The organism is Thermomonospora echinospora, from assembly GCF_900108175.1.
GTDB classification, from domain to species: Bacteria; Actinomycetota; Actinomycetes; order Streptosporangiales; family Streptosporangiaceae; genus Thermomonospora; species Thermomonospora echinospora.
Genome location: NZ_FNVO01000007.1, coordinates 294,047 through 319,363 on the forward strand (window position 1 = coordinate 294,047; position 25,317 = coordinate 319,363).

General features: G+C 71.8%; 21 protein-coding genes. 7 read left to right on the forward strand and 14 right to left on the reverse strand.

What is annotated here, in order from left to right:
- Window positions 1–23 precede the first annotated feature (23 nt).
- A complete protein-coding gene (locus C4U03_RS18860; RefSeq protein ID WP_103939168.1) occupies window positions 24–599 on the forward strand; it encodes a TetR/AcrR family transcriptional regulator in 576 nt (191 codons plus the stop codon).
- 818 nt (window positions 600–1,417) lie between these two features.
- On the opposite strand, the gene C4U03_RS18865 is transcribed toward C4U03_RS18860, so the two are convergent.
- The 5 genes from C4U03_RS18865 to C4U03_RS18885 all read right to left on the reverse strand — a co-directional run bounded on the left by C4U03_RS18865 (window position 1,418) and on the right by C4U03_RS18885 (window position 9,189).
- The gene (locus C4U03_RS18865) at window positions 1,418–4,735 is read right to left on the reverse strand and encodes a family 16 glycoside hydrolase (protein WP_200827314.1); all 3,318 of its coding nucleotides are present in this window, start codon (window positions 4,733–4,735) and stop codon (window positions 1,418–1,420) included.
- 443 nt (window positions 4,736–5,178) lie between these two features.
- The gene (locus C4U03_RS18870) at window positions 5,179–6,501 is read right to left on the reverse strand and encodes a sensor histidine kinase (RefSeq protein ID WP_103939101.1); all 1,323 of its coding nucleotides are present in this window, start codon (window positions 6,499–6,501) and stop codon (window positions 5,179–5,181) included.
- Window positions 6,498–7,208, reverse strand: coding sequence for a response regulator transcription factor (locus tag C4U03_RS18875; RefSeq protein ID WP_103939169.1), 711 nt, complete (start codon window positions 7,206–7,208; stop codon window positions 6,498–6,500). Before C4U03_RS18875 ends, C4U03_RS18870 begins: the two co-directional genes overlap by 4 nt.
- Before the next feature lie 125 nt (window positions 7,209–7,333).
- The gene (locus C4U03_RS18880) at window positions 7,334–7,975 is read right to left on the reverse strand and encodes a PaaI family thioesterase (protein WP_103939102.1); all 642 of its coding nucleotides are present in this window, start codon (window positions 7,973–7,975) and stop codon (window positions 7,334–7,336) included.
- 119 nt (window positions 7,976–8,094) lie between these two features.
- Window positions 8,095–9,189 (reverse strand): PucR family transcriptional regulator, encoded by a 1,095-nt coding sequence (locus C4U03_RS18885; protein WP_160147037.1) that lies wholly within the window; start codon window positions 9,187–9,189, stop codon window positions 8,095–8,097.
- A 166-nt stretch (window positions 9,190–9,355) separates the two neighbouring features.
- On the opposite strand from C4U03_RS18885, the gene C4U03_RS18890 reads away from it, so the two are divergent.
- The 3 genes from C4U03_RS18890 to C4U03_RS18900 all read left to right on the forward strand — a co-directional run bounded on the left by C4U03_RS18890 (window position 9,356) and on the right by C4U03_RS18900 (window position 11,393).
- A complete protein-coding gene (locus C4U03_RS18890; protein WP_103939170.1) occupies window positions 9,356–10,063 on the forward strand; it encodes an SDR family NAD(P)-dependent oxidoreductase in 708 nt (235 codons plus the stop codon).
- Window positions 10,063–10,833 (forward strand): SDR family NAD(P)-dependent oxidoreductase, encoded by a 771-nt coding sequence (locus C4U03_RS18895; protein WP_103939104.1) that lies wholly within the window; start codon window positions 10,063–10,065, stop codon window positions 10,831–10,833. The genes C4U03_RS18890 and C4U03_RS18895 overlap by 1 nt, the downstream gene beginning before the upstream one ends.
- A 68-nt stretch (window positions 10,834–10,901) precedes the next feature.
- Window positions 10,902–11,393: a DUF4870 domain-containing protein gene (locus C4U03_RS18900; protein WP_103939105.1), complete on the forward strand. Its 492-nt coding sequence runs from the start codon at window positions 10,902–10,904 to the stop codon at window positions 11,391–11,393.
- A gap of 24 nt (window positions 11,394–11,417) precedes the next feature.
- Here C4U03_RS18900 and C4U03_RS18905 read toward each other — a convergent pair whose 3' ends face one another.
- Complete coding sequence (locus C4U03_RS18905) at window positions 11,418–12,095, reverse strand: cyclase family protein (protein ID WP_103939106.1); 678 nt, start codon at window positions 12,093–12,095, stop codon at window positions 11,418–11,420.
- A gap of 178 nt (window positions 12,096–12,273) precedes the next feature.
- Between C4U03_RS18905 and C4U03_RS18910 the strand changes: the two genes are divergently transcribed.
- The gene (locus C4U03_RS18910; RefSeq protein ID WP_103939107.1) at window positions 12,274–13,104 is read left to right on the forward strand and encodes a HipA family kinase; all 831 of its coding nucleotides are present in this window, start codon (window positions 12,274–12,276) and stop codon (window positions 13,102–13,104) included.
- Window positions 13,101–13,475: a DUF3037 domain-containing protein gene (locus tag C4U03_RS18915; protein ID WP_103939108.1), complete on the forward strand. Its 375-nt coding sequence runs from the start codon at window positions 13,101–13,103 to the stop codon at window positions 13,473–13,475. Before C4U03_RS18910 ends, C4U03_RS18915 begins: the two co-directional genes overlap by 4 nt.
- Window positions 13,476–13,495: 20 nt before the next feature.
- Here C4U03_RS18915 and C4U03_RS18920 read toward each other — a convergent pair whose 3' ends face one another.
- The 6 genes from C4U03_RS18920 to dxr form a co-directional block, all read right to left on the reverse strand.
- Window positions 13,496–14,338, reverse strand: coding sequence for a GNAT family N-acetyltransferase (locus C4U03_RS18920; RefSeq protein ID WP_103939171.1), 843 nt, complete (start codon window positions 14,336–14,338; stop codon window positions 13,496–13,498).
- 49 nt (window positions 14,339–14,387) lie between these two features.
- Window positions 14,388–15,983, reverse strand: coding sequence for an alpha/beta hydrolase (locus C4U03_RS18925; RefSeq protein WP_235017958.1), 1,596 nt, complete (start codon window positions 15,981–15,983; stop codon window positions 14,388–14,390).
- 130 nt (window positions 15,984–16,113) lie between these two features.
- Window positions 16,114–17,679 carry an alpha/beta hydrolase gene (locus C4U03_RS18930; RefSeq protein WP_235017959.1) on the reverse strand — a complete coding sequence of 522 codons (1,566 nt, stop codon included), beginning with the start codon at window positions 17,677–17,679 and terminating at the stop codon, window positions 16,114–16,116.
- A gap of 276 nt (window positions 17,680–17,955) precedes the next feature.
- Window positions 17,956–19,125 (reverse strand): flavodoxin-dependent (E)-4-hydroxy-3-methylbut-2-enyl-diphosphate synthase, encoded by a 1,170-nt coding sequence (gene ispG / locus C4U03_RS18935; RefSeq protein ID WP_103939109.1) that lies wholly within the window; start codon window positions 19,123–19,125, stop codon window positions 17,956–17,958.
- A 97-nt stretch (window positions 19,126–19,222) separates the two neighbouring features.
- Window positions 19,223–20,416: a M50 family metallopeptidase gene (locus C4U03_RS18940; RefSeq protein ID WP_103939110.1), complete on the reverse strand. Its 1,194-nt coding sequence runs from the start codon at window positions 20,414–20,416 to the stop codon at window positions 19,223–19,225.
- Between the two features lie 117 nt (window positions 20,417–20,533).
- Window positions 20,534–21,790, reverse strand: coding sequence for a 1-deoxy-D-xylulose-5-phosphate reductoisomerase (dxr, locus tag C4U03_RS18945; RefSeq protein WP_200827324.1), 1,257 nt, complete (start codon window positions 21,788–21,790; stop codon window positions 20,534–20,536).
- Window positions 21,791–22,134: 344 nt separating this feature from the next.
- Between dxr and C4U03_RS18950 the strand changes: the two genes are divergently transcribed.
- Window positions 22,135–22,599 carry a GNAT family N-acetyltransferase gene (locus C4U03_RS18950; RefSeq protein ID WP_235017960.1) on the forward strand — a complete coding sequence of 155 codons (465 nt, stop codon included), beginning with the start codon at window positions 22,135–22,137 and terminating at the stop codon, window positions 22,597–22,599.
- 29 nt (window positions 22,600–22,628) lie between these two features.
- On the opposite strand, the gene C4U03_RS18955 is transcribed toward C4U03_RS18950, so the two are convergent.
- A complete protein-coding gene (locus tag C4U03_RS18955) occupies window positions 22,629–23,198 on the reverse strand; it encodes an HdeD family acid-resistance protein (RefSeq protein WP_103939112.1) in 570 nt (189 codons plus the stop codon).
- Between the two features lie 708 nt (window positions 23,199–23,906).
- Window positions 23,907–25,175, reverse strand: a complete 1,269-nt coding sequence (locus tag C4U03_RS18965) for an ABC transporter substrate-binding protein (RefSeq protein ID WP_103939114.1) — start codon at window positions 25,173–25,175, stop codon at window positions 23,907–23,909.
- Between the last annotated feature and the right edge of the window lie 142 nt (window positions 25,176–25,317).

A 25,317-nucleotide genomic window follows, 5' to 3' on the forward strand; every position in this document is an offset into this window, starting at 1 on the left:
CCGGTACGAGACACTGGTCCACGATGAACACACCCGTAGCAGCGCGCGACCGGATCCTGCGCGCCACCCTGCGGCTCATCGGCGAGCAGGGCGTCGGCGCGGTCACCAACCGCGCGGTCGCCAAGGCGGCCGGGGTCTCGCTGGGCTCGCTGACCTACCACTTCCCCAGTCAGACCGACCTGCTGCGGGAGAGCCTGCGCGCCTTCGTGGACACCGAGATCGTCCGCATCACCGGCCACGTCGAACGTCTCCGCGGCACCGGCATCGTCCTCGACCAGGTCGCCGAGGAGGTCCAGAAGGCCATCGTCGACTTCGCCTACGGCCCCGAGCAGATCGCCAACCTGGAACTGCATCTGCACTCGGCCCGCGACCCCGAGGTGCGCGACGCCTCGGCCCGCTCGATCGCGGCCTACGACCACCTGGCCGCCGCCGTGCTGACCGCCCTGGGCATCCCCGACGCCGAACGGCACGCCCCCGCCGTCGTCGCCATGCTCTTCGGCCTGGCCATCCGCCGCCTGTCCCTCGGCGACGACAGCGCCTCCGGCACCGCCGACGCCTTCCGCCTTCTCCTGAACGGCGCCCTCCCCCGCGACCCCTGACCCCGGGAAAGAAGCCCCCGCCCGCGAGAGGACCATCCCCGATCCCCGGACACAGGCCAGGCGACCCGCGCTCCGCCGCGCCCCGGCCCACCGCCGAAAAAGACGGCCGGCCCGTGCGACCCAAGAGCGGGGTTTGGGTCGTACGGGCCGGCCGCCCAGCCTCAGTCAGGAACCTGAGTCGGGAACCTCAGTCGACGTTCGCTCTCACTCCAGCCGGTGTACCTCCGTGGTCTCGCCTTTCCGACACCCCCAACGTTAGGCACCCCCACCCCACCGCAGAAGCCTCTTAATCCTCGTTTAAGCCACCGCTGAGCAGCCCTTACGACAACCCTATTCGACAAGCTGCCGATAAACCGTTCTAAGGGCGCTTCACCTGCAGAAACTCCGATTTCAACCGCTGCAGCGAGTCGAGGGAGCCGGCTGGGATCGAGTTAGGCCCGACCACCTTGGCCCCGGCTCCCCGAGGGGGGAGCTTTCCCATGTCGGACACCACATACAGGACCAAAGCCGCTGAGCAGCCCTTACGACAGCCCTATTCGACCGGTTTCACGTCCTCATCCGCGGTTCTGTCGCGCGGCAGGTGGCGATCCTCTGAAATCGTGGAGACTTCTCGATAGGTGATCTTGCGGTCGTCGGGCCGTGGTGTGCGGCTCCTTTACGGACGTGGCAGTCGTGGATCGTGCACGGTGGATCGCGCCGTCGGCGCACGTATCCGCGACCCGGCCTGCCGATCGTCCAGCACGAGGGCATCGCGGCGCGCTCATGACACGGCAGGCCGACCCACGCGAAGGCGGGACGGCCTGCCGTGCCGGATGAGGTCAGGAGACGGGTTCGATCCACACGTTGCGGAAGCGGGGATTCTCACCAGGGTCGCCGTGGTCCTGGAGGCGGATCCCGCCCGACGCCGCACTCTCCGGGATGTGGTCCCCCGTGCCGCCGTCGATGGCCACGTCGTCGTGCACCACCTCGCCGTTCCAGACGACCGTCACCCGCGCGTTGTCGACCTTCACTCCCGCGCTGGTGTAGCGGGCCGCGCGGAAGGTGATCTCGTAGGTCTGCCACGTTCCCGGGGCGGTGGCCATGTTGCGGTCGGGCGCGCGCTTGGAGTAGATCGCGCCCGCCTCGTTGTTGGCCGGTGTGGTGTCACCGTACGACTCGAGGACCTGCACCTCGTAGCGTTCCTGGAGGAAGATGCCGCTGTTGCCGCGCTGCTGCCCGGTCACGTCCGGCGGGTAGTCCGGCTCGTACCACTCGACGTGGAGCTTGAAGTCGCCGAATGTCTGCCGGGTACGGATGTCGCCGCCGTAGGACTCCATGGAGCCGTTCGCGATCGGCCAGGTCGCCGTCCCGCCGGACCGTTTCTCCCACGCCGCCAGGTTGGACCCGTCGAACAGGGTGATCCGGTGCGCCTCCGACACGGTGATGTGGTCGAGGCTGACCTGTCCCGTGTCGCCGGAGTCGTACTTGTAAACGATGGTGTTCGAACCCCGCTTCAGGTTGAGCGCCTCCGTCTGAACGGCCCAGTCGTCCCAGCCGCCGGTACTGGCCAGCCGCACCTGCCTGACCTTGTCACCGTTGACGTACACGCTCACCGACGTACCGGCGCCGGCCGCGTAGCGGAGCCCGACGTTGTGCATGCCGGTCGAGTCCGCCCACAGGGTGAACGAGGTGCTCGCGCCCGCGGCCGTGTAGCCGTCGACGTAGCCCTTGCCGGTGTAGCCCTGATGGTTCTTGCTCACCTTCGCGCCACCGCTCAGCTGGGCCTTCTCCGCCTCGAACACCGGCCGCGCGGCCACGGTGATGGAGTCCAGGTTGACGTTGCCCTTATCGCCGCTGTCGTACTTGTAGGCGATGGTGTTGACGCCTTCCTTCAACGTGAGCGGTTCGATCCTGGTGGCCCACTGGTCCCACGTTTCCGTGCTGGGCAGCGGCACCTGCCTGACCTTGGTCCCGTTGACGTACACGCTCAGAGATTTGGTGCCGGGTGCGGGGTTGGGGCCATTGGAGTAGCGCAGGCCCACGTGGTACGTGCCGTCCCTGTCCGTCTGTACGGCGAACTGCGTGGTCGCGCCCTCGGTCCAGTAGCCGTCGACGAAGCCGCTTCCCGAGTAGCTCGGGTGGTCGGTGCCCAGCTTCGCGCCGCCGCTGTGTGAGGCGCTCTCCGCCTCGTAGGTGGTGTCCGTCGTCGAGCCGCCGACCAGCGAGTTGAGCGTGTACCAGGCCTCGGTGCTCCACAGCGACTGCCCTGATGCCGAGCTGAACGGACGCGGTGACCGCAGATGCACCACGCGCCCCGGCTTGAGACCGGCGATCTTGAGCGTGACCCTCTTCCTCTTGGAGTCCAGCTTCGCGGAGGTGACGGTCAGCGGCTCCTCATCCACCTTGGGGCCGCCGTAGGTGGAGGCCGCGGCGTACCGCCACTGGGTGAGCTGATACTTGGCCGCCAGCGACTCGGCCGTCTCCGCCGACAGCGGCTGGGTGTACTCCAGCTCGAAGCCGCCCTCGATCGCGCGCATCCTCAGGATGTCGAACGCCTTGTCGTCGCCGGGGGTCAGCTTCTGCAGGCCGTAGGTGAGCTTGCCCGGCTGGCCCCAGTTTCCGCCGGCGCCGAGGCCTCCGGCGTAGATGGCGCCGTCGGGTCCCAGGCTGATGCGGTTGACCCCCGCCTCAAGTCCCTGGGTGAAGCGGAAGACCGCGCCCTGGTACTCGCCGTCGACCTTCTCCAGGTAGGCACGCTGGATCCCGCCGTAGGTGACGTCGCCGAACAGCATCTGCCCGGCGAACCTGCCCTCCTCCATGACCAGCGGGGTGCTGGGGGAGTTGGCGATCTCGTTGTGCGGCAGCCAGAGCGCGGGCTGGCTCACCATGTTGTTGTCGAACGGACCGTCCGGGTTGGTGTAGTGGTTGAAGAACCGGCCCTGCTTGATGTGGACCAGTTTCGAGGCGGGCAGCCAGCCGCCCTGGTTGTCCATGACGAACAGCTCACCGCCCGGGCCCCAGTTGAGCCCGTTGGGCGTGCGCAGACCGCCGGCGATGTACTCGACCTTGCCGGTGTCCTTGTTGATCTTGATGGTCGTGCCCCGGTCGCGCGCCGGCTGCGGGTCGGTGGTGGCGCCGCCGTAGTTGATGGCGACGGAGAGGTTGAGGTAGAAGTGGCCGTCACGGTAGAGCAGCCCGAACGCGAACTCGTGGAAGTTGCCGCCGAACGGCCAGCTCGCCACGGTCCTGAGGTCGTCGGCGACCTCGTCGCCGTCGGTGTCGTTCAGCTCCACCAGCCGGGACTTCTCCGACACGTAGAGCTTGCCGTCCACGTACTTGATGCCCATGGGCTCCTGCAGCCCACTGGCGATCTTCTTGGTGGTCACCTGCGCGGGTGAGGTCTTGCCCGTGACGTTGTCGAGCAGGTAGACCTCACCGAGCTTGGTGTCCGAGCCGCCCCACGTGGCGATCGCCAACCGGCCGTCGGGCAGCCAGTCCATCGCGCTCACCTGCGGCTGGAAACCGTTCGGCCGCAGGTCGGTGAGCGTGAAGTCGGGATGCACCGACGTCAGCGGCAGCCCGTCGCCCGGGGAGTCGGCGCCGCTCTCGCACTCCTTGCGCCCGGGGCCGGTGACCCGCACCACGTCCGCGTCCGTGCTCAACACCGAGTTCGGCACGACGGTGAACCCCGAGGACCCGGGCGGTTTCCACTCCAGCTTGAGCCGCTGGCCGTACAGGTGGTCGAAGTGGTCGACGCGCAGCGCGTGGTAGCCGGCGGTCAGGGTGATCGTGCCGTCCACGGAGATCGCCCCGTGCCGCCCGTCGTTGGTGATCACGACGGTGTCGTCGATGCGCAGCCGGGAGCCGTCGTCGCTGGTGAGCCGGAATTCGTAGGTGCCCGCGGTGGCGATGCGGAGGTTGCCGATGACCTCGGTGACGAACATGTCGGTCAAGCCGAAGTCGGCGTCAGAGGTCCAGTCGATCGTGGGCATCAGCTTGTCCACGTTGGGCGTCTGACCGGGCTTGAGCGTGCAGAGCTTGGACAGTTCGGCCTGGACGTCGTAGGTGCGCAGGGTGACGCCCGGCTCCTGGGGCGGCACCTCCGCGTGCGCTTGACCGGGTACGACGACGAAGGAGGCGAGTGCAATGGTCAGCAAAACGGACAATAGGGGATGTCTTGACATAGCCTGCCCATCTCGGTGAGGGCGCCGCGTTCGGCGGGGTGGGGGTAAGGCATCGCAGGGGTGGCTGACATCAATCGACGGATGTGGGGTCTTGTTCGCTGGAACGTCACGAAGGTAACGCTGCTCTGTGACGTAATATAGGGCGACATCTTCGACTTGCCCATACTCTTTCGCCAGAGATCAGCGAAAGTAGTGACTCATCGAGGCGGAAGAGTACGGCGGCACGGCACCGTCCGCAACGAGCACAGGGCGGCCGGGAAGCTGTCAACGGCCCGCCGTGCCGGCGACCGGATTGCGCGCGGTTCCTCTGGAGGACCCGGAAGGCCCATCATGACCTGGGCTTTTGCTGATTCGAGCGCGCGCGTGAAAGCGCGCAGGGCGTTCCCTCGACGGCGCGGCGTACCGCGGTCGCGTTCTCAGACGCGCTGGCGGCGGCGAGAGCGGCGGGAGCGGCGCGGGGTGGGGCGTTCGCCGGTGCGCAGCCAGATCTGGATCTGGGCGCCGCCCAGGACGGAGCGGTGGATGCGCAGATAGCCGCCGGTGGACTCGGCGGCGCGGCGGGCGATGTCCAGGCCCAGGCCGGTGGAGCCGCGGCTGCTGCGGCCGCGTTCCAGGGCGGCCTCGGGGTCGTCGATGCCAGGGCCGGCGTCGGCGACCAGGATGCCGGTGACGCCCTCGCCGACGTGCAGGGTGACGACGAAGTCGGTGCCCTCGGCGGTGTGCCGGAAGACGTTGCCGAGCAGGGCGTCCACCGCGGCCTCCAGCTCGGCGGCGGGAAGAGGGACGGGGGCCTTCTGGTCGGCGCCGATCAGCTCGCAGTTGCGGCCCTCGTCCTCGGCCAGGGCCGACCAGAAGGCGACCCGTTCGCGCAGCACCCGGGCGGCGTCGCAACTGCCGCGGCCGGTGGGGGTACGGACGGCGCGGATGATCAGGTCGATCTCGCGTTCGAGCTGGTCGACGGCGTCACGGGTCTGGTCGCCGACCGGGCCGGCGTCCAGCGCCTCGACGTTGAGGCGCAGTGCGGCCAGCGGGGTGCGCAGCCGGTGGGACAGGTCCGCGGCCATCTCTCGTTCGGCGGCCAGCAGCTGGGTGACCCGGTCGGCCATGGCGTTGAAGGCGAACCCGGCCTCCACCAGCTCCGGGGGGCCCTCGGGCTCGATGCGCACGCTCAGGTCGCCCTCGCCGAGCGCGGCGGCGGCGTCGGCCAGCCGCTGGGTGGCGCGCACCACCCGGGTGCCCATCCGGTCGGCGGCGACCACCGATCCGGCGACCAGCACCACGCCCACCGCGGCCATCGCCAGCCAGGCGCTCCACACCCCCTGGGTGAGCTCGCCGCCGGGCAGGAACACCTCCACGACGGCGACCTGGCTGTCGGCCAGCGCGACCGGCTGAAGCACCACATGCCCGCCGGTGACCTCGACGGTGGAGACGCCGCCCCGGCGGGCGGCCTCGGTGACCGCCTCGGCGTCGGCCCGGTCGGTGCCGAACACGGTGCCGTCGGGCAGGTGCACCGACATCCGCCCGGAGGCCCCGGTCTCGGTGGCGGACATGGCGCGCTCGACGTCGCCGGGCTTGATCGACAGCGACAGCACCGGCCCCATCGAGGCCGCCTCGCGTTCGGCGGCGTTCAGCGCCCGGTCCCGGGTGATCTCCCGGACGGTGAAGGCCAGCGGGATCAGGAAGGCCAGCGCCACCATGGCGGTGACGGCCAGGGCCACCAGGCCGAGCGCGCGCCTCATGAGACGTCCGGTGCGGTCTCCGGCTCGGGGGCGGCCGGGGCGGCCAGCCTGACCCCGACCCCGCGGACGGTGTGCAGGTAACGGGGGGACGCCGCGGTCTCGCCCAGCTTGCGGCGCAGCCAGGACAGGTGCACGTCGATGGTCTGGTCGTCACCGTAGGCCTGGTGCCACACCTCGGCGAGCAGTTCGCGGCGCGACACCACCCGGCCGGGGCGGGCCGCCAGGTAGGCCAGCAGGTCGAACTCGCGGCGGGTCAGCTCCAGCGGCCTGCCGTCCAGCGCGGCCTCGCGGCGGTCCACGTCGATGTGCAGGCCGCCGACCGCCAGCCGCATCACCGGCCCGGCCCGGCCGGCCCGCCGCAGCAGCGCCGACAGCCGGGCGCCGAGATGCTCGGCGGTGAACGGCTTGACCAGGTAGTCGTCGGCGCCGGCGTTCAGCAGCCGGACGATCTCGGTCTCGTCGTCGCGGGCGGTGGCGATGATGACCGGCACGTCGGAGACGCCGCGCAGCATCTTCAGCGCCTCGGCGCCGTCCAGGTCGGGCAACCCCAGGTCCAGCACGACCAGGTCCGGCGGGTTGCGCGCGATCTCCCGGAGCATGTCCATCGCGGTGCCCGCGCTGCGCACCGTATGGGAGCGGGCGCCCAGCTCCCGGATCAACGCCGCCCGGACGTTGGGATCGTCCTCCACTACGAGCACAGTCGCCATGTCGGCACCGTAGACCACTATGTGGGCCTCTGCCTGGCTCATGGCGATTGTTCCCGCTGTAGTTCACGGAGCGAGAAAAACATTTCGGGTCCGCCGGGACGCCGCCCGCGGCAGGCCCCGTGCGCTCAGTGCACCGGCCGCACGAACATGCCGGTGGCCTCGACGGTCACCTTTCCGTCGGGCCCGGTGATGTGCGCCTCGACGAAGGTCCTGCGCCCCTCCGACCGGACCGCCTTGGCCTCGACGGTCAGCGGGACACCGTGCGGGGTGGGCCGCCGGTAGCGCATGTCCAGCGTGGCGGTCATGCCGGGCGTACCGTTGGCGGCGGCCGCCATGCCGAGCACGTGGTCGAGGACGAGCGCCGCCACGCCGCCGTGCACGCATCCGGGCGGACCCTCGTACACCGCGTTCAGCGTGAACACCCCGCGGACGGTGCCGTCCTCGTGCACGGCGACCTCCACCGGCGGGGCGATCGGGTTGAGCCGCCCGGTCACCGGGCCGGCCAGGTGGCGGAACGCCCCGTCCGCACCGAACTCGATCGACGGCGGCTCCTGCCTGCGGGCGGTGTTCAGCCGGGCGGTCAGCTCGGCGACCTGCGCGGCGACGGCGGCGACCTCGGCGTCGTCCACGTCGGTCAGCACCACGGCCTCGGTCAGCTCCCGCACCCGGGCGGCCAGTTCCGCCAGCCCCTCGACCCGCTCCTCGCCGAGCCCGCGCGGCTCGCGCGCCCGGAAGATCCGGCCCATGGCCGCCCGCGCCTCGGTCATGCACCCTCCCACCGCCCACCGCACTCCTGTCGAACGGGATTCTAGAAGATGCCCACGGCCGGACCACAGCCGGACGTCCCGGACAGGCCGGACAGGCCGCACCCCCGGAGCGGGCAGGCTCAGGAGCGCGGGACCGCCCGCATGGCCACCGCCAGGGCTATGCGGTCCTCGAAGGACAGCGGGTTGCGGCCGGTGATCGCCTCGATCCGGGACAGGCGGTGCCGCAGCGTGTTGGGGTGCAGGTCCAGGGAGCGAGAGGCGGCGCCGACCGAGCCGCCGGTCGCCAGGAACGCCCGCAGCGTCTCGACCAGCCGGCCGCTGTGCGCGACGTCGTGGTCGGCCAACGGGCGGGCGATCTGGTCCACGAACGGGGTGAGCCACTCGGGGTCCAGGCGTTCCAGCAGCACTTGGAACGTGGCCAGGTCGGCCGCGCGGACCACTCCACCCGACCGCCGGGCGGACTCCAGGGCGGTGCACGCCTCGGAGATGCTGCGCGGCAGGTGCTTCAGCCGCCCCGGGCTGCCGACGCCGGCCGGGCCGCTCCACGTCTTCGCCAGCGTGACCGCCCGCTCCTCGCCGTCCACCACCAGCACCGCGGTCCCGTCCTCGAAACCGAGCAGCCCGCCGACGCCGGCGTCCACACCCTCGGGCAGCACCCGCACCGGCACCGCCATCGCCACCAGCGTCTCGCCGCTCAGCCCGGCCCGCTCCACCCGGTCGCGCAGCGCCTCCGGCAGGGCCAGACCGTCCCGGACCAGTCCCAGCAGCCGCCCCATCTCCTCCCGGTCGTGCCGTTCCTCACGCGTCGCCGCCAGCCGCTCGGCCAGCCACTCGGTGAAGCTGGGGAACGGCACCTCCTGAGGCACCTCCAGCAACGGCAGGCCCAGCCGTTCGCACTCCTCCGCCAACGCCCGCGGCACCTGTGCGGTCACGTCGCCGATGCCGTACCCGATCGCGCTGGCGTTGCCGGCGCTCACCGCCCGGGCGAACTCGACGCACCGCCCGGGATCGCTCAGCGAGGCGCCGACCGTCAGCACCACCTCGTTGCCGCGCAGGTAGGAACTCGGGTCCAGCAGTTCGGTGGAGTGGGCCCAGCGCACCGGGCGGTCCAGCCCGGCGGCCCCGGCCACCAGCCGCAGCCGGAACCGGGGCACCTCCAGCAGATCCCGCACCGTCAGGCGCAGCCCGCGCACCTCGCCGGTCACAGCGCTCACCCTCTCGTTCCGAGCCGGCCGCGCGAACGGCGCGTCCCTGCGGCCTTGGCGGACTCCACCACGCACCTTCCCGTTCGTCGTCCTGTCCTCCAACGATCGCGCAAAACCCCTACCACCTGCACGTATGCCAGGTTTGCCGGGTTTGTCGAGCGAACAGGGAGTACTCATGGACGACATCGCGGGAGCGCGGGTCGCGGTCGTCACCGGGGCGGCCAGCGGCATCGGCGCCGCCACCGTCACCGAGCTGTCCCAGCGCGGCTGGACGACGGTGGGCCTGGACCTGCGCCCGTCCACCGGAGCCCACCACGCCGTCACCCTGGACGTGTCCGACCCGGCCCAGGTGCGGGCGGCGATCTGCCGGATCGAACGCGAGCTGGGGCCCGTCGAGGCGGCGGTGTGCGCCGCCGGGCACTACGCGATCGTGCCGCTGGCCGACATCGGCTGGACCGAGTGGCTGCGGATGCTGCGGGTGCACCTGGGCGGGCTGCTGAACGTCTGCCGAGCGGTCGTCCCCGGCATGGTCGCCCGCGGCCACGGCACCATCATCGGCTTCACCTCCGACCTGGCCGTCGGCGGCAGCGACGGCGACGTCCACTACTCCGCTGCCAAGGGCACGGTGATCGGGCTGGTCCGCGCGCTGGCCGCCGAGTTGGCCCCGTCCGGGGTGCGGGTGAACGCGATCGCGCCCGGCCCCACCGACACCCCGCTGCTGGCGCCCGACTCGCCCTGGCGGCGTCCCTCCTACGTCAGGATGCTGCCGGCCGGGCGGCTGGTCTCCCCCGAGGAGGTCGCGCTGTCCGTCGCCTACCTGGTCGAGGAGGGCACGTTCTGCGTCGGCGAGGTCCTCTCGCCCAACTCCGGATCGGTGATCTGATGGCGGTCGCGCTGATCACCGGAGCCGCCGACGAACTGGGCTTGGCGGTGGCGCGGCGGCTGGCCTCCGAGGGCCATCTGGTCGCCCTGAGCGACCTGCCCCGCCGAGAGCGGCTGGAGACGCTGCACAAGCTCGCCGCCAAGCTGGGCGGGCCCGGCGCCGCCCTGGTGGTCCCCGCCGACGTCGCCGACCCCGAGGACGTGGCCCGGATGGTGGCCGAGGTCGAGGAGCGGGCCGGCGAGCCGATCGGCATTCTGGTCACCGTCGCCGGGTACCTGGCGACGGCCCCGTTCCTCCGGCACGATCCGGACGACTGGTGGCGGGTGGTGGACACCAACCTGGGCGGCGTGTTCGCCTGCGCGCAGGCGGTGCTGCCCGGCATGGCCGAACGCGGCGGCGGCCGCATGATCTTCATCGCCTCCGAGTGGGGCGTGACCGGCCGGGCCGGTGCCACCGCCTGCTCGGCGGCCGAGGCCGGGATCATCGCCATGGCCAAGTCGCTGGGCCGCGAGCTGGGCCAGCTGGGCATCGCCGTGAACGCCATCGCCCCCGGCGTCGTCGACACCTCCCGGCTGGAGGCCGACGCCCGCGAGGCGGGGGTGACCCGCGAGGTGATCCGCACCCGCCATGCCGCGCGGGTGCCGCTCGGCCGGATCGCCGCCCCCGAGGAGATCGCGGCGGCCGTCGCGTTCCTGGCCGACCCGCGGATGATCTCCATGGTCGGCCAGGTCCTGCACATCAACGGCGGGACCACCCGGGCCCGCGGCTGACCCCGCCGGCCATCGCAGGGAGTAGATTTCTCCCTGACCGTGCCGTCGGACTCCCCCAGGACAGCACCATGGGCAACCCCCCGCCGACTCCTCCGGTGCCCCCGCCGGGCTACCAGTACCAGTACGGCCACGGCCCGTACGACCAGTGGTACGGATACGGGCCGCCGGGAGTGCCGGCGGACCCGCAGCAGGGCGGCCCGGTCACCGGTGACGACACCACCTGGGGCCTGATGTGCTACCTGGGCACGCTGATCTTCGGGTTCCTCGCGCCGCTGGTCATCTACTTCGCCAGGAAGAACCGCTCGGCCTTCGTCCGGTTCCACGCGGCGCAGGCGCTGAACTACCAGATCACGATCTTCATCCAGGTGATGGCGCCGTTCCTGGTGGCGATCCCGCTGGCGGTCGTGACCAACGACCCGGTCTGGCTCGTCCTGGTGGCCCCCCTGGCCGTGTTCCACATGTTCGCGCAGTGGGTGTTCCTGATCCTCGGCACGATCAGGGCGTCGCAGGGCCGGTACCACCGCTTCCCGGTCTGGACCTGCTTCCCGATGATCAAGTGAGGCCCGGCCGCCCGCTGCCGCGCGTCAGGTCCGGTGCGGCGGCGGGGCCACCCGGGCCACGGCGCGCACCGGGGCGCCGTCGCCCGACAACCTGATCGGGAACAGCGAGACCTCGATCGCGCGGCCCGCCCGCTGGGCCTCCAGCAGCCGGTCCAGGCCGGTGAGGTTCTCGGCGATGACGCCGTGGGCCTCGCCCAGCACCCGGTGGGCGGCCAGCGAGAACTCCTCGTCCCCGGCCGGGGTGCGGTCGACGCTCAGCGCGTCGATGCCGACCGTGCGCACTCCGGCCGCCACGATGGCCGTGCAGGTCTCGGGCGCCAGATAGGGATGGGCGAGATAGTCCGGCGACCCCCACAGAGCCGACCAGCCGGTGGCGACCAGCAGCACGACGCCCGGCCCCAGCCCCTCCGGCAGCACTTGCGGGCCGAGGGGCGTACGCGGCGGGCGGCCCCGCGCGTCGGCGACCACGGCCGGGCCGGTGAAGCGTTCCAGCGGCAGGTGCTCCAGCCGTGGCAGGTGGTCGTCGATGTGGTACGGCGCGTCCACGTGCGTGCCTGACTGCGAGCCCATGTGGAGCCGGTTCACGTTGACTCCGGAGTTGGTGACCGTGAGGGCCTGGGCGACCACCACCGCCGGGTCGCCGGGATAGACGGGCATCCCGGTGACGATCGGCACCGACAGGTCGACCAGTTCCGGGGTCATGGCCTCACGCCCGTACGGTCTCGGGCCGGGCGATCGGAGGCGTCTCGGCCGCCGCCGCGCGCAACGGCCGGGGGCCGTCCGGCCCGTGGACGGCGCGCGGCTCCGGGAACATCCACACCAGCCAAGGTAGAGCACCGCGGCGGTGCGGCCCGCACGGCCACCCGATAGCGTGAGACGCGTGTTGCCCCTTGTGACCGCCACCCGGTACGTGGCGCCGCTGCGCGAGGGCGGCTCGCTGCCCGGCATCGTGGAGGCCGACGACCTCGGTACCTATGTCATGAAGTTCACCGGCGCCGGGCAGGGCCGTAAGGCGCTGGTCGCCGAGATCGTCGCCGGGGAGCTGGCCCGCCGCCTCGGCTTCCGGGTGCCCGACCTGGTGGTCATCGACCTGGACCCGGTGATCGCCCGGCACGAGCCCGACCCGGACGTGCAAGACCTGCTGAAGGCCAGCACCGGCTGGAACCTGGGCGTGGACTTCCTGCCCGGCTCGCTCGGCTACGACCCGCTGGGCTGGACGGCCGACCCGGCCGTGGCCTCCCGGCTGCTGTGGCTGGACGCCTTCATCGGCAACGTGGACCGCAGCTGGCGCAACCCCAACCTGCTGGTCTGGCACGGCGACATGTGGCTGATCGACCACGGCGCCAGCTTGTACTTTCACCACGCCTGGGCCAATGCCGCCAAACTGGTCCTGCGGCCCTACGACGTGGACGACCATGTGATGGTGCCGTACGCGACCCGGCTGGCCGAGGCCGAGCAGACCCTGCTGCCCCAGGTGACCAAGGAACTGCTGCGCGAGATCACCGCGCTGGTCCCCGACGCGTGGCTGGCCGGCGAGCCCGGCTTCACCGACGCCGAGGCCGTCCGGGACGCCTACGTCGAGCTGCTGACGGCCCGCGCCGCCGAGCCCCGCGCCTGGCTGCCCGACCTGACGGCCGGCGGCCGCCGCCCGGCCCCCGCCCCGCGCCCCGGCGCGGGCCGCCCGAGTTGGCTGGGCGGTCCGCTGGGATGAGCGTCTTCGAGTACGCGGTGCTGCGGGTGGTGCCCCGGCCCGAACGGGGCGAGAGCATGAACGTGGGCGTGGTGGTGCACTGCCGGGCGGTGGACTTCCTGGGCTGCCGCCTGCACGTGGACGAGGGGCGGCTGCGGGCTCTGGACCCGGCGCTCGACCTGGCCGGGGTGCGCTCGGCCCTGCACGCCGTCGAGTGCGTCTGCCGCGGTGGGGACGAGGCCGGTCAGGCGGGCGGGGAGTCGCCCGGCAGCCGGTTCCGGTGGCTGACCGCGCCGCGCAGCACGGTCCTGCAGCCGGGCCCGGTGCACGCGGGGATCACCGAGGACCCAGCGGCGGAGCTGGAGCGGCTGCTGGACCTGCTGGTGCGCTGAGCGGCGCCGCTCACGACCGCTCAGAACAGCACCGACATGAAGGTGTCGACCTCGGTGAAGCCGACCCGGCGGTAGGCGGCGCGGGCGCGGGCGTTGTAGTCGTTGACGTACAGCGAGACGGTCGGCGCGATCGTGCGCAGCGACTCGTCCACCAGCGCCGCCATGCCGCCGACCGACAGGCCCCGGCCACGCAGGTCCGGATGCACCCACACGCCCTGCACCTGGCAGGCGTGCGGGGTGGCGGCGCCGATCTCGGCCTTGAACACCACCCGGCCGTCCTCGATCCGGGCGAACGAGCGCCCAGCGCGGATCAGCTCCGCCACCCGGGCGCGGTAGAGCGCCCCCCCGTCGCCGACGTTCGGCGAAACGCCCACCTCCTCGGTGAACATCGACACGCAGGCCGGATAGACGATGTCGAACTCCTCCATCCGCACCCGCCGCACCCCGGGATCGGGCGGGACCGGCGACGGCCGGGAAGTGGCCATCACCGGCTGGGACGCGCGGATCGCCCGGGGACGCCCCCAGTAAGGGGCCAGCAGCTCCCACAGCTCGGTCACGGCCTCGATCTGCCCCACGATGGACGAGCAGCGCCGCCCCTGGGTGCGGGCCCGCTCGGCGAAGGCCCGCACCGCCTCGGAGTCGGCGGCGATCGGGATGAGGTTCGCGCCCGAATAGCACAGCGCGCTCAGCCGGCCGTCACGGATGTACCCCCACATCTGGGCGCCGAGCCGGCCCGGATCCAGCCCGACCGCGTGCACGCGGGAGCTGACGAACACGTTGGAGACCGGGTCGGAGTCCAGGATCGTCAGAACCCTGTCCCGGTGCCGGTCGTCCAGGACCCGGACCGGCATCGACCCCAGCATCCGCACGGCTTACCCGCCCCGAACCCACTTCGGCACCACACATCCAAGACTATGACGTCCCGTGGATGATCGCGCTCGCGGGGAGGGCAACGTGCCCGGCCCGCTTCTTGCGGACCTGCTTCAGGGTCGGCTTGGGCGGCGCGGGCGGCGCGCAGACCAGGTCCGGGCCCGGCCTGTCGCTGGGGAGCGTGCCCCCGCGCAGATAGGCCAGGACACTGCCGTCCACGCATCTGTCACCGCTCAGTGACAGCCCATGGTTGCCTCCGCCCTGCTGGACCACGAGCCGGGACGAGGGGAAGAGCCCATGGGTCTCCAGCGCCCCGCCGTACGGAGTCGCGGCGTCCTCGGAGGCCTGCACCAGCAGGATTCCCGGCAGGCCGGCGACGCCGCCCACCCTGGGCGGCGGGCCTGCCGTCGTCCGCCAGTAGGCGCAGGGCGCGTTATACCAGGTGTTGCTCCACGTCTCGAAGCGGTTGCCTGCCTTGTACAGACGGTGGGCGTCGGCGCTCCAGGTGGACCAGTCGCGCGGCCACGCGGCATCCCGGCACTCGGTCGCCAGGTACATCGTGTAGCCGTTCTGGGCCAGCTTGGTGGGCGGGACCCACAGCTCGCCCAGCGTCTTGGGGTCCTTGCGGACGACGTAGTCCGACAGTCCCTTGGCGTGGGCGCTCCACTGGTTGGTGGAGTAGCCGTCGGTCAGGAAGATGTCGTCCAGTTCGTCGGGGCCGACCCTGCCGTTGATGGGCCGGTCCGCGAGCGAGCCGCGGACGGTGTAGTAGGCCCGTTCGACCTCGTGACGTGTACGGCCGAGGCCGTACACGCGGTGGTTGCGGGCGATCCAGTCGAAGAAGCTCTGGATGCGCTTTTCGAAGGCCACGTTCTGGGCGAGGTTGTTGGCGTACCAGACGCCGCTGGGCCGGACCACGCTGTCGAGGACCATACGGTGCACCCGCTGCGGGTACGCCGTCGCGTAGGCGGCGCCCAGGTACGAGCCGTACGAGAAGCCGAAGTAGTTGATCTTCTTGCGGCCGAGCGCGACGCGGATCGACTCCAGGTCCCGCACCCAGTTCGTGGTGCCCATGAACGGCAGCACGTCGCGGTACTTGCGGGCGCAGTCGTCGGCGAACTTCTTGGCCCGTTGCGTCCAGGCCACCTCGTCGGCCCTGGTGCGCGGGACGCTGTCGGGCCGCGCCCGGCCGGGGTTGAGGTAGGAGGTGTCGCACACCAGCGCGGGCTTGGCGGCGCCCACCCCGCGAGGGTCGAAGCCGATCCAGTCGTAGGAGGCGGCGAGCTCCTTCGGCAGCGCGCGGGAGAACAGGGCGGGCAGGTCACGGCCGTGCGCGCCGGGCCCGCCCCGGTTGAGCAGCATCACTCCCCGGTACGGGGTGCCGGTGTGCTTGGCCCGGGTGAGCGGCACGGTGATCCGCCGCCCGTCCGGTCTGGAATAGTCCAGCGGCACTGAAATGCTCGCGCATTCCAGGCCCTTGAGCGCGGCGCCCTCGACGGGGTCGTTGGCGGGGCAGGGTTTCCAATGGACGGCGGGGGCGAGCGCGTGCGCCGTACCGGGCGCGGCGATCAGGCCGCCGCCCAGAGCCACGCAGGCCAGCAGCCCGGCTGTCTTCCTCGAAGGCGGATTCCTCAACACGCCGCTGTTGTATCCGCCCTGGCCACGCGGTTAACGCAATCGCGCATGTGCCGCGATTCGGCCCGAAAACGACCCGAAGGGCCCCGGATGGTACCGGTGACCCTTCGGGTTTTCCGCGATGAAGGAGGACTTACCGGATGCCGACCGGCAGATCCTTGCCCGGCACCGAGGAGGTGGCCGACACCGCGGTCGGGTCGGGGTTGTTGAGCGCCGGGACGGCCTTGCAGTAGGCGTCCGGCCCCTTCTTGGAGGCGGGCAGCTTACCGGAGTTCAGGTAGGCGGCCACCTTGTTGTCGAGGCAGGCGTTGCCGTTGAGGGTGTTGGAGTGGGTCTTGCCGCCCAGCTCGACCAGCAGTCGGGACGAGGGCAGCACCTTGTGCATCTCCAGACCGCCCTGGTACGGCGTGGCGGCGTCCAGCTCGGACTGCACCAGCAGCACCCCGGGCATGCCCTTGCCGTTCAGCTTGACGGCCGGACCGCCCTTGACCTTCCAGAAGTGGACGGGGGCATTGAACCAGACGTTGTTCCAGGTGTTGAACTTCGCCTTGGGGTAGGTCCGCACCGCGTCGTTGTGCCACTTGGACCACTTGACCGGCCACTTGGCGTCGGCGGCCTGCACGGCGTTGTAGACGGCGAAGTCGTTGTCCTCACCGCCGGGGTTGACCAGGGCGAGCAGCAGTTCGGCGTCCTTGCGGTTCGCCCAGTCCGACAGCGCGGTGGCCAGCACCGTGTACCAGCCGGTGCTGTAGCCGGCGGTCAACATGATGTCGTCCAGCTCGGACGGGCCGACCATGCCGCCGATCGGGCTCTTCTTGGCCTGGGCGCGGATCGCGTAGTACCGCTTCTCGACCGCGGCCTGGGTAGTGCCCAGCTTGTAGACCGAGTGGTACTTGGCGATCCAGCGCCACCACAGCTTCATGTTGCGCTCGAACGCCGCGTTCTGGGAGAGCTGGCCCTGGTACCAGACCTCCTTGTGGTTGACGTTCCCGTCGAGCACCATCCGCTTGACCCGCTTGGGGAACAGCGTGCCGTAGGTGGCACCGAGGTAGGTGCCGTACGAGAAGCCGTAGTAGCTGATCTTCTGCTTGCCGAGCGCCTTGCGGATCACGTCGATGTCGCGGGCCGCGTCGGTGGTGCGCATGTGCGGCAGCATCCAGCCGAACTTCTTGGCGCACGCGTCGGCGTACCGCTTGGACTTGTTCAGCCAGGCCTTCTCCTGGGCGGCATTGGCCGGGTTGTAGTCCGGCCGCACCGGCTTGAAGTAGTTCGGGTCGCAGGTGATCGCCGGCTTGCTGGAGCCCACGCCGCGCGGGTCGAAGCCGATGATGTCGTAGCGGGCGGCGGTCTCGGGGTGGCCGACGTCCGCCAGCCAGCGCGCCAGACCCGCCGAGTAGGCCAGCCCGCTGCCGCCCGGTCCGCCCGGGTTGATCAGCAGCACGCCCTGGTAGTTGCGCCGGTCGGTGGCCTTGACCCGGGAGATCGCGATGGAGATCTTCCGACCGTTCGGCCTGCGGTGGTCGAGCGGCACCGCGACCTGGGCGCACTCGGCCTTGTTCATGGGGTCGTTAGGGCCGCTGACCTCGCACTTGCCCCACGTGACCGTGGGGGCTGCGGTGACCGCCGCACCCGCGGGGACGGCGGCCAGCAGGCCGGCCCCCAGGGACGCCGCGGCCGTGACGAGCACGAGCCTTCTCACATGACTCCCTCTGTCGCGCGGGGCTCGGGATGAGCTCCGCTGGGCAACAGGTGGAGATTGTGGTGTCAGGCGCACTTCTGACAGAAGAGGTTAAAGGGACAGTTGCGGAATCGTGACAGATCATCGGAAACCTCGGCGGTCTCCGCTTCGTTCGGAATGCCCCCGCCGCAACGAGCGAGGACCCCGGTCCTCGACCGGGGTCCCGAGCTCACGACAACGACCGCGGCGGTCGCGGGAGCAGGACGTCACGCGGGACCGGAACGCCCCGCGAGCGCGTCAGGAGACGACGACCTGGGCGGCGCCGTCCCCGGCCTCCGGGTCGACCTCGACGCCCATCTCCTCGGCGATGCGCATGGCCTCCTCGATCAGGGTCTCCACGATCTGCGACTCGGGGACGGTCTTGATGACCTCGCCCTTGACGAAGATCTGGCCCTTGCCGTTGCCGGAGGCCACCCCCAGGTCGGCCTCGCGGGCCTCGCCGGGGCCGTTGACCACGCAGCCCATCACGGCCACCCGCAGCGGCACCGGGAAGCCCTTCAGCCCCGCGGTGACCTCCTCGGCCAGGGTGTAGACGTCCACCTGGGCGCGGCCGCACGACGGGCAGGACACGATCTCCAGGCCGCGTTCGCGCAGCCCCAGCGCCTCCAGGATCGCGGTGCCGACCTTGACCTCCTCGACCGGAGGTGCCGACAGCGACACCCGGATGGTGTCCCCGATGCCCTCGCTGAGCAGCGCGCCGAACGCCACCGCCGACTTGATGGTGCCCTGGAACGCCGGCCCGGCCTCGGTCACCCCCAGGTGCAGCGGGTAGTCGCACCGGGCGGCCAACTGCCGGTAGGCCTCGATCATCACCACCGGGTCGTTGTGCTTGACCGAGATCTTGATGTCGCGGAAGTCGTGCTCCTCGAACAGCGAGCACTCCCACAGCGCCGACTCCACCAGCGCCTCGGGGGTCGGCCGCCCGTACTTGGCCAGCAGCCGCTTGTCCAGCGACCCGGCGTTGACGCCGATCCGGATCGGCACGCCCGCGTCCTTGGCCGCGCGGGCGATCTCGCCGACCCGGTCGTCGAACTTCTTGATGTTGCCCGGGTTGACCCGCACCGCCGCGCAGCCGGCGTCGATCGCCGCGAACACGTACTTGGGCTGGAAGTGGATGTCGGCGATCACCGGGATCTGCGACTTGGCGGCGATGGCCGGCAGCGCGTCGGCGTCGTCCTGGGACGGCACCGCCACCCGCACGATCTGGCAGCCGGCCGCGGTCAGCTCGGCGATCTGCTGCAGCGTGGCGTTCACATCGGCGGTCAGCGTGGTCGTCATCGACTGCACCGACACCGGCGCGTCACCGCCCACCGGCACCGACCCCACCATGACCTGCCGGGACTTACGGCGGGTGGCCACGGCGGGACTCTGGGTACGGACTGCGGGCATTCCGAGTTGAACGCTCATCGCTCTCTTCTCAAGCTGCGGGATCGCGGATCTGGTTGCGTCGGCTCCAAGCCTAAGCGCCACGGGGGAATGGACGGGGTGAGGATGCCCGCACCGGTCAAGGAGGGACCTGCAACGGGTTGAGCACGTCCGCGGCTATCAGGAGTATCCCCAGTCCCAAAAGCAACAGCAGCACCAGATAGGTCACCGGCAGCAGCCGGGTGATGTCCACCGGTCCGGGGTCGGGACGGCCCCGGGCGCGGGCGATGCGGGCCCGCAGCCGCTCGTAGCCGACCACCGCCAGGTGGCCGCCGTCCAGCGGCAGCAGCGGCAGCACGTTGAGCGCGCCCAGGAAGACGTTGATCGACGCCACCAGGGCCAGGTAGGCGGCGACCTTGTCGCGCCAGGAGCCGCCGGAGGCGAAGATCTCGCCCGACGTCTGCCCGGCGCCGACCACGCTGCCGACCTGGCCGCCGGTGCTCTGCCCTCGTTCCGGGGAGAACAGGTCCGGCAGCGCGGCGGGCAGGGCGGCCAGGGCCCGGCCCATCTGCGCGACCGCCAGGCCGATCCCGCGGGCGGCGAAGACCACCGCCGCGCCGGGGTCGAGCCGGTCGTACCCCGCGCCGACGACCCGCGCCGTCACCCCCAGGAACGGCTCCCGGTCCACCTCGGCGAGCCTGACCTGGAGGGTCTGCCGTGTTCCGTCCCGCTCGGCCACCACCGGCACGGTCCGCCCGGGACGCGCCGCCCGAATCGCCGCGCGCAGTTGCTCCCAGTCGGCGATCGGCGTGCCGGCGAACGAGACGATTCGGTCACCGGCCCGCAGTCCCGCCTGCCTTGCCGGGGACGGCGGATCGCCCTCCCGGCATCCGGCGCCCAGGCTCGCCGGCACGCAGGCGCCGACCCGCTGGACGGTGTTGGTGGCGGTGCCCGGGTCGCGCACCCCGACCGCCGTCGCCAGCACGGTCAGCAGGACGAACGCGAAGGCGAAGTTCGCCGCCACGCCCGCGGCGATCACCACCGCGCGCCGCCGGGCGGGCTGCCGGTGGAACGCGCGGGGCCGGTCGGCCTCGTCGATCGGCTCCAGCGTGGTGTAGCCGACGATCCGCACGAAGCCGCCGAGCAGGATCGCCTTGACGCCGTACTCGGTCTCGCCGCGCCGCCGCGACCACAGGGTGGGCCCGAACCCGACGAAGAACTGGGTGGCCTTCATCCCGAAGCGCTTGGCGGTGACCAGGTGACCGGCCTCGTGCAGCACCACCGACAGCACCAGCGCGGCGACGAACGCCACGACGCCGAGGAGATAGGCCATCGTCCTCCCCTTCGCCCGCCACGGCCGGGCGGTCGGCAGGTCCCTGGCGGCCACGGCGGGGCGGGGATCGCCCGGTCCCCGCCCGCGGGGTCCGGGAGCGGCCCCCGGACCGGCGGGTCAGGTCAGCTCGCGGGCGCGCGCCCTGGCCCAGGCGTCGGCGGCGAGCACGTCGTCGAGGGTGACGCCCGCGGTGGCCACCTCGTGCTCGTTGACTACCCGCGCGACGGTGTCCACTATCCCCGTGAACGGCAACCGGCCCGCGCGGAAGGCCTCCACGCACTCCTCATTGGCGGCGTTGTAGACGGCGGGCGCGGTGCCGCCGAGCCCGCCGACGTGCCGGGCCAGCGCCACCGCCGGGAACGCCTCGTCGTCCAGCGGCAGCAGCTCCCAGGTGTGCGCCTTCGTCCAGTCGAGCGCGGGCGCCGCCTCCGGCAGCCGGTCCGGCCAGGTCAGCGACAGCGCGATCGGCAGCCGCATGTCCGGCGGGCTGGCCTGCGCGATGGTGGAGCCGTCGGTGAACTCCACCATGGAGTGGATCACCGACTGCGGGTGCACCATCACCTCGATCCGGTCGAAGGGCAGGTCGAACAGCAGGTGCGCCTCAATGACCTCCAGGCCCTTGTTGACCAGGGTGGCCGAGTTGATCGTGACGACCGGCCCCATGTCCCAGGTGGGGTGGGCCAGCGCCTGCTCGGGGGTCACCCCGGCCAGTTCGGCGCGGGTGCGGCCGCGGAACGGCCCGCCGCTGGCGGTCAGCACCAGCCTGCGCACCCGCCGGGTGGCCGCGTCCTCGCCGTACCGCCAGCCCGGCAGGCACTGGGCCAGCGCCGAGTGCTCGGAGTCGACCGGGACGATCTGGCCGGGCGTGGCCCGCTCCTTGACCAGCGGCCCGCCGACGATCAGCGACTCCTTGTTGGCCAGCGCCAGCGTCCGGCCGGCGTCCAGGGCGGCCAGCGTGGAGGCCAGGCCCAGCGCGCCGGTCACCCCGTTCAGCACCAGGTCGCACGGCCAGGCCGCCACCTCGGCCACCGCCTCCGGACCGGCCACGATCTTGGGGATCTGGTAGTCGCCGGAGCTGTAGCCGTGCCGCTGCGCCTCGGCGTAGAAGGCCAGTTGCAGGTCCTGGGCCGCCGAAGCCCGCGCCACCGCCACCACCTCGGGGCGGAACTCCAGCGCCTGGGCGGCCAGCAGGTCCACCCGCCCGCCGCCGGCGGCCAGCCCGGTCACCCGGAACCGGTCCGGGTTGCGGCGGATCACGTCCAGGGCCTGGGTCCCGATCGAACCGGTGGAGCCCAGCAGCACCACGTCGCGCCGGCCGGAGGCGCCGGAACCGCCGGAGGAGGCGCTGGAGGAGGTCTGTGAGGAGGCAGCCATCATGCTGCCCATTGTCCCGTCCGTGCCGTGACCGCCCGCACCCCGCCGCCGATGGGCGGATCCGAGGCACGGGCCCGTCTTGGGATGGATTTTCCGCCTTCTTGGGACCTGTCCCACTACCCCACCGAAGCGTAACTTTCCGGTGCCGGAACGTACCGAAACGTGCCAGTATCCGCGGCCCGGCATCAGGCGACCCGCAGGTGACCCTCAGGTGCCCCGCAGGTGACAAGGCGCTGGAGCGCGGCCGGACGCGCCGGTCGGCGTTACCGTCCGGCAGGTAAGGACTGACCTGACGGTCACAGTTTTGTAACATCCGGCTAACAAGCCGGACGTACGGTCACATCGTGAAACAAATCACCGTGATCGTCGACATCGCCCCCGCGACCCCCTACCACCCGGCCGTCATCGCGCTGTGCGCCGAGCAGCAGGCCGAGATCGAGGCCCGCTACCCCGGTGCCGGTGAGGCCCCCAGCGGGATCGATCCGCAGATCGACTTCCTGCTGGCCCGGGTCGGCGACGAGCCGGTGGGCTGCGGAGGGCTCAAGCCGCTGGAGCCGCGCGTGGCCGAGGTGACCCGTATGTACGTGCGGCCCGCCCACCGCGGGCAGGGCATCTCCCGCGGGCTGCTGGACGCCCTGGAGGGGCTGGCCGGCGGCCGGGGCGTGCGGACCCTGCGGCTGGAGACCGGCGACCTGCAGCCGGAGTCGATCGGCCTCTACCAGTCCAGCGGCTACCGCCGCATCCCCGCCTTCGGCCCGTACCAGGGCAACGCCCTCAGCCTCTGCTTCGAGAAGCACCTGCGGGACTGACCGGACCCGCCATCCGGTCAGGGCTCCGGTCAGGGCCGGGCCGCCGCGGTGCCGCCGGGCCGCGCGGCGGTCGCCTGCTGCCGCAGCCGCAGCGACAGGGTGACCAGGGCGGCGCCGAACAGGATCGAGAACAGGCCGATCAGCCACACCACCGCCAGCGCCCCGCTGACCGGCCAGATGAACAGCAGGAACCCCAACAGCACCGAGATCGCACCCCCGGCCGCGTACCACCACTCGCCCTCGATCTCCCGGCGCAGCGCCATGGCGGCCACGATCTCGAAGACCCCGGTCACCACCGCCCACGCGGCGATCAGCATCAGCAGCACCAGCGCGGTGACCCCCGGCCACAGGAAGGCCAGCACGCCGGCCGCCACCCCGACCGCCCCGGTCACCGCCAGCCAGGTCCGCGAGCCGCCGGGGCGCCCGCGGAACGCGGCCACCAGCGCGAAGATCCCGTCCACCAGCGCATAGGCGCCGAACAGGAGCACCAGCGCCAGGAGCGTGATGCCGGGCCAGACCCAGGCCGCCAGACCGAACAGGATCGCCACCACGCCGCGCACCGCGATCATCCACCAGTCACGGCTCCATCGCTCGATCACGCACCTGTGGGTTCCCCTGTCCCGCCTGGGAAAACTCCGTCCCGACCGCGGGGACGGCGGCGCCACAAGACCGGCAAGGACCGGCAAACCTCCCAGTCACCGGGGTCTGCGCGACCGTGCCGGAACACGCGCTACCCTGCCGTGACCTGCGGCGGTAGGGCGACACGAGCCGTGACCGGCGCACTAACGGTGTTTTTGCCGGGACTTGGCGGCGGTATAACGGCACGGACACGGCCGGACGCCTATAAAGGAATCACGTTAACCGGTCCCGTCTCCGGGGGAGGTGAGCAATGAGCCGTACGGGCGAGCTGATGTTCGACCCCGGCGCACTGAGCGCCGTGCAGCGCGACGGCGACGCCTGTGTCGTCTGCCACAAGCGGTGGCCGCGTCCGCGCGTGCGCGCCGGTTGCCTGCCGAACGGCTCAGGGGTGTTCGCGTGCGACGATTGCGCACCCGCCCTGCCCAGCCCTCGCCCGGCGGAACCGGAAGGAGGGGCCGGCCGGCCGGTCAGCGGCCCGGCCCCGGGAGAAGCGGTGACACACCGCTGATCGCTCCACCCAGGAGGGTGTTCTGGGTTTTCGGGGGGTTACCCAGAACACCCGGCTCCAAGGGAGGGCGCGTTCGACAGGGGGCGGTCGGACGCGCCCTTCCCTCATGTCCGCCGCCGCCCGGCCCCGAGGCCGATCGAGGTCAGCGGGCTCATCGGGCTCATCGGGTCAGGCCGCGGGCCTCCTGCCAGGCCCGGGTCCACTCGGCGTAGTCGGTGCACTCGTCGCGCCGCTCGCCGTCGCAGTCCCGGGTGGGCGTCCGAGCGAAGATCACCTTCTTCAGGTAGGCGTCGTCGCCGACCTGGTAGGTCGCACAGAACGAACTCTTGAGCCGGTCCCCCTCGCACGCCTGCGGGTTGGCCGGCGCCACCCCCGCCCACTCGGCCACCTGCCGCTGCACGTCCGGCGAGGACGTCCACTTCAGCCACTCGTACATGCAGTTGGGGTGCTCGGCCCGCGCCCCGACCAGCCAGGAGTTGGCCCAGCCGGTCACACCCTCCCTGGGCACGACGCCGGCCACCGGACGGCCGGCCCTGCTCAGCACGTCCAGCTGGTAGGAGGAGACCTGGCCCATGGCCGCCTCGCCGCCGGCGAAGGCGCTGACCGCGTCGGCCGGCTGCGTCCAGTAGGACTTCACGTACGGGCGCTGCTCGCGCACCACCTTGGCCGCCGCGTCGAGCTGCTCGCGGGTCAGCGCGTAGGGGTCGGTGATGTCCAGCGACTTGCGCTTCGAGCGCAGGTACAGCGCCGCCTCGGCGAGGGCCAGCGGGGTGTCGCGCATGACCAGCCGGCCGCCGTACCGCTGGGCCCGGTCCGGATCGAACAGGTCCGCCCAGCCGGTGGGGGCGGGCTGCACCGCCCGCTGGTCGTACATGAGCAGGTTGGAGCCCCACACGTACGGCACCCCGTAGACCGTGTCCGCCCGCTTGAGCAGCGCGCGCAGCCGGGGCTCCAGCCGCTTGTAGCCGTCGACGAGGTCGGGGTTCACCGGGGCCACGTGGCCGGTGTCGATCAGCCGCCCGGCGGCCTCGGGGGGCGCCAGGGCGCCGTCGTAGCGCCGGTCGGAGTTGGACATCAGGTCCACCAGCTCCTGCGCGGTGGACACCTGCTTGATGGAGACCCGGCAACTGGTGCGCTCCTCGAAGGGGGCCACCCAGTTGACGCGCTCGTCGCTGCCGCCGTTCTCCACCAGTCCGGGCCAGGTCACCAGGCTGAGCGCGCCCTCGGTCGGCCCGAGCGTCTGCGCGGCCCGCACCGTGCCGGCCGGCACGCCGTCCCCGTCGCGCCCGGCCGAGACCACGATCAGCGCCACCGCCAGGAGCACCGCCAGGGCGGCGGCGAGCCGGTAACGGCCGGCCCGCCCACGCAGCGACCGGGTCGCCCCGCGCAGCGACCGTGACACTCCGCCCACGGGACCAGACTGGCTCATACCTCTCCCACAACCTCCGCCGGACCGCGCCGGTCACCGCCGAACACTCCGGCGCAGCGTAGCCGCGGCGAGCCCCCGGCGGGGCGGCGAACCTCGCGGCCGGAGGGGGAGACCGGTGTCATCGTCGCAGCGTACCCGGGCG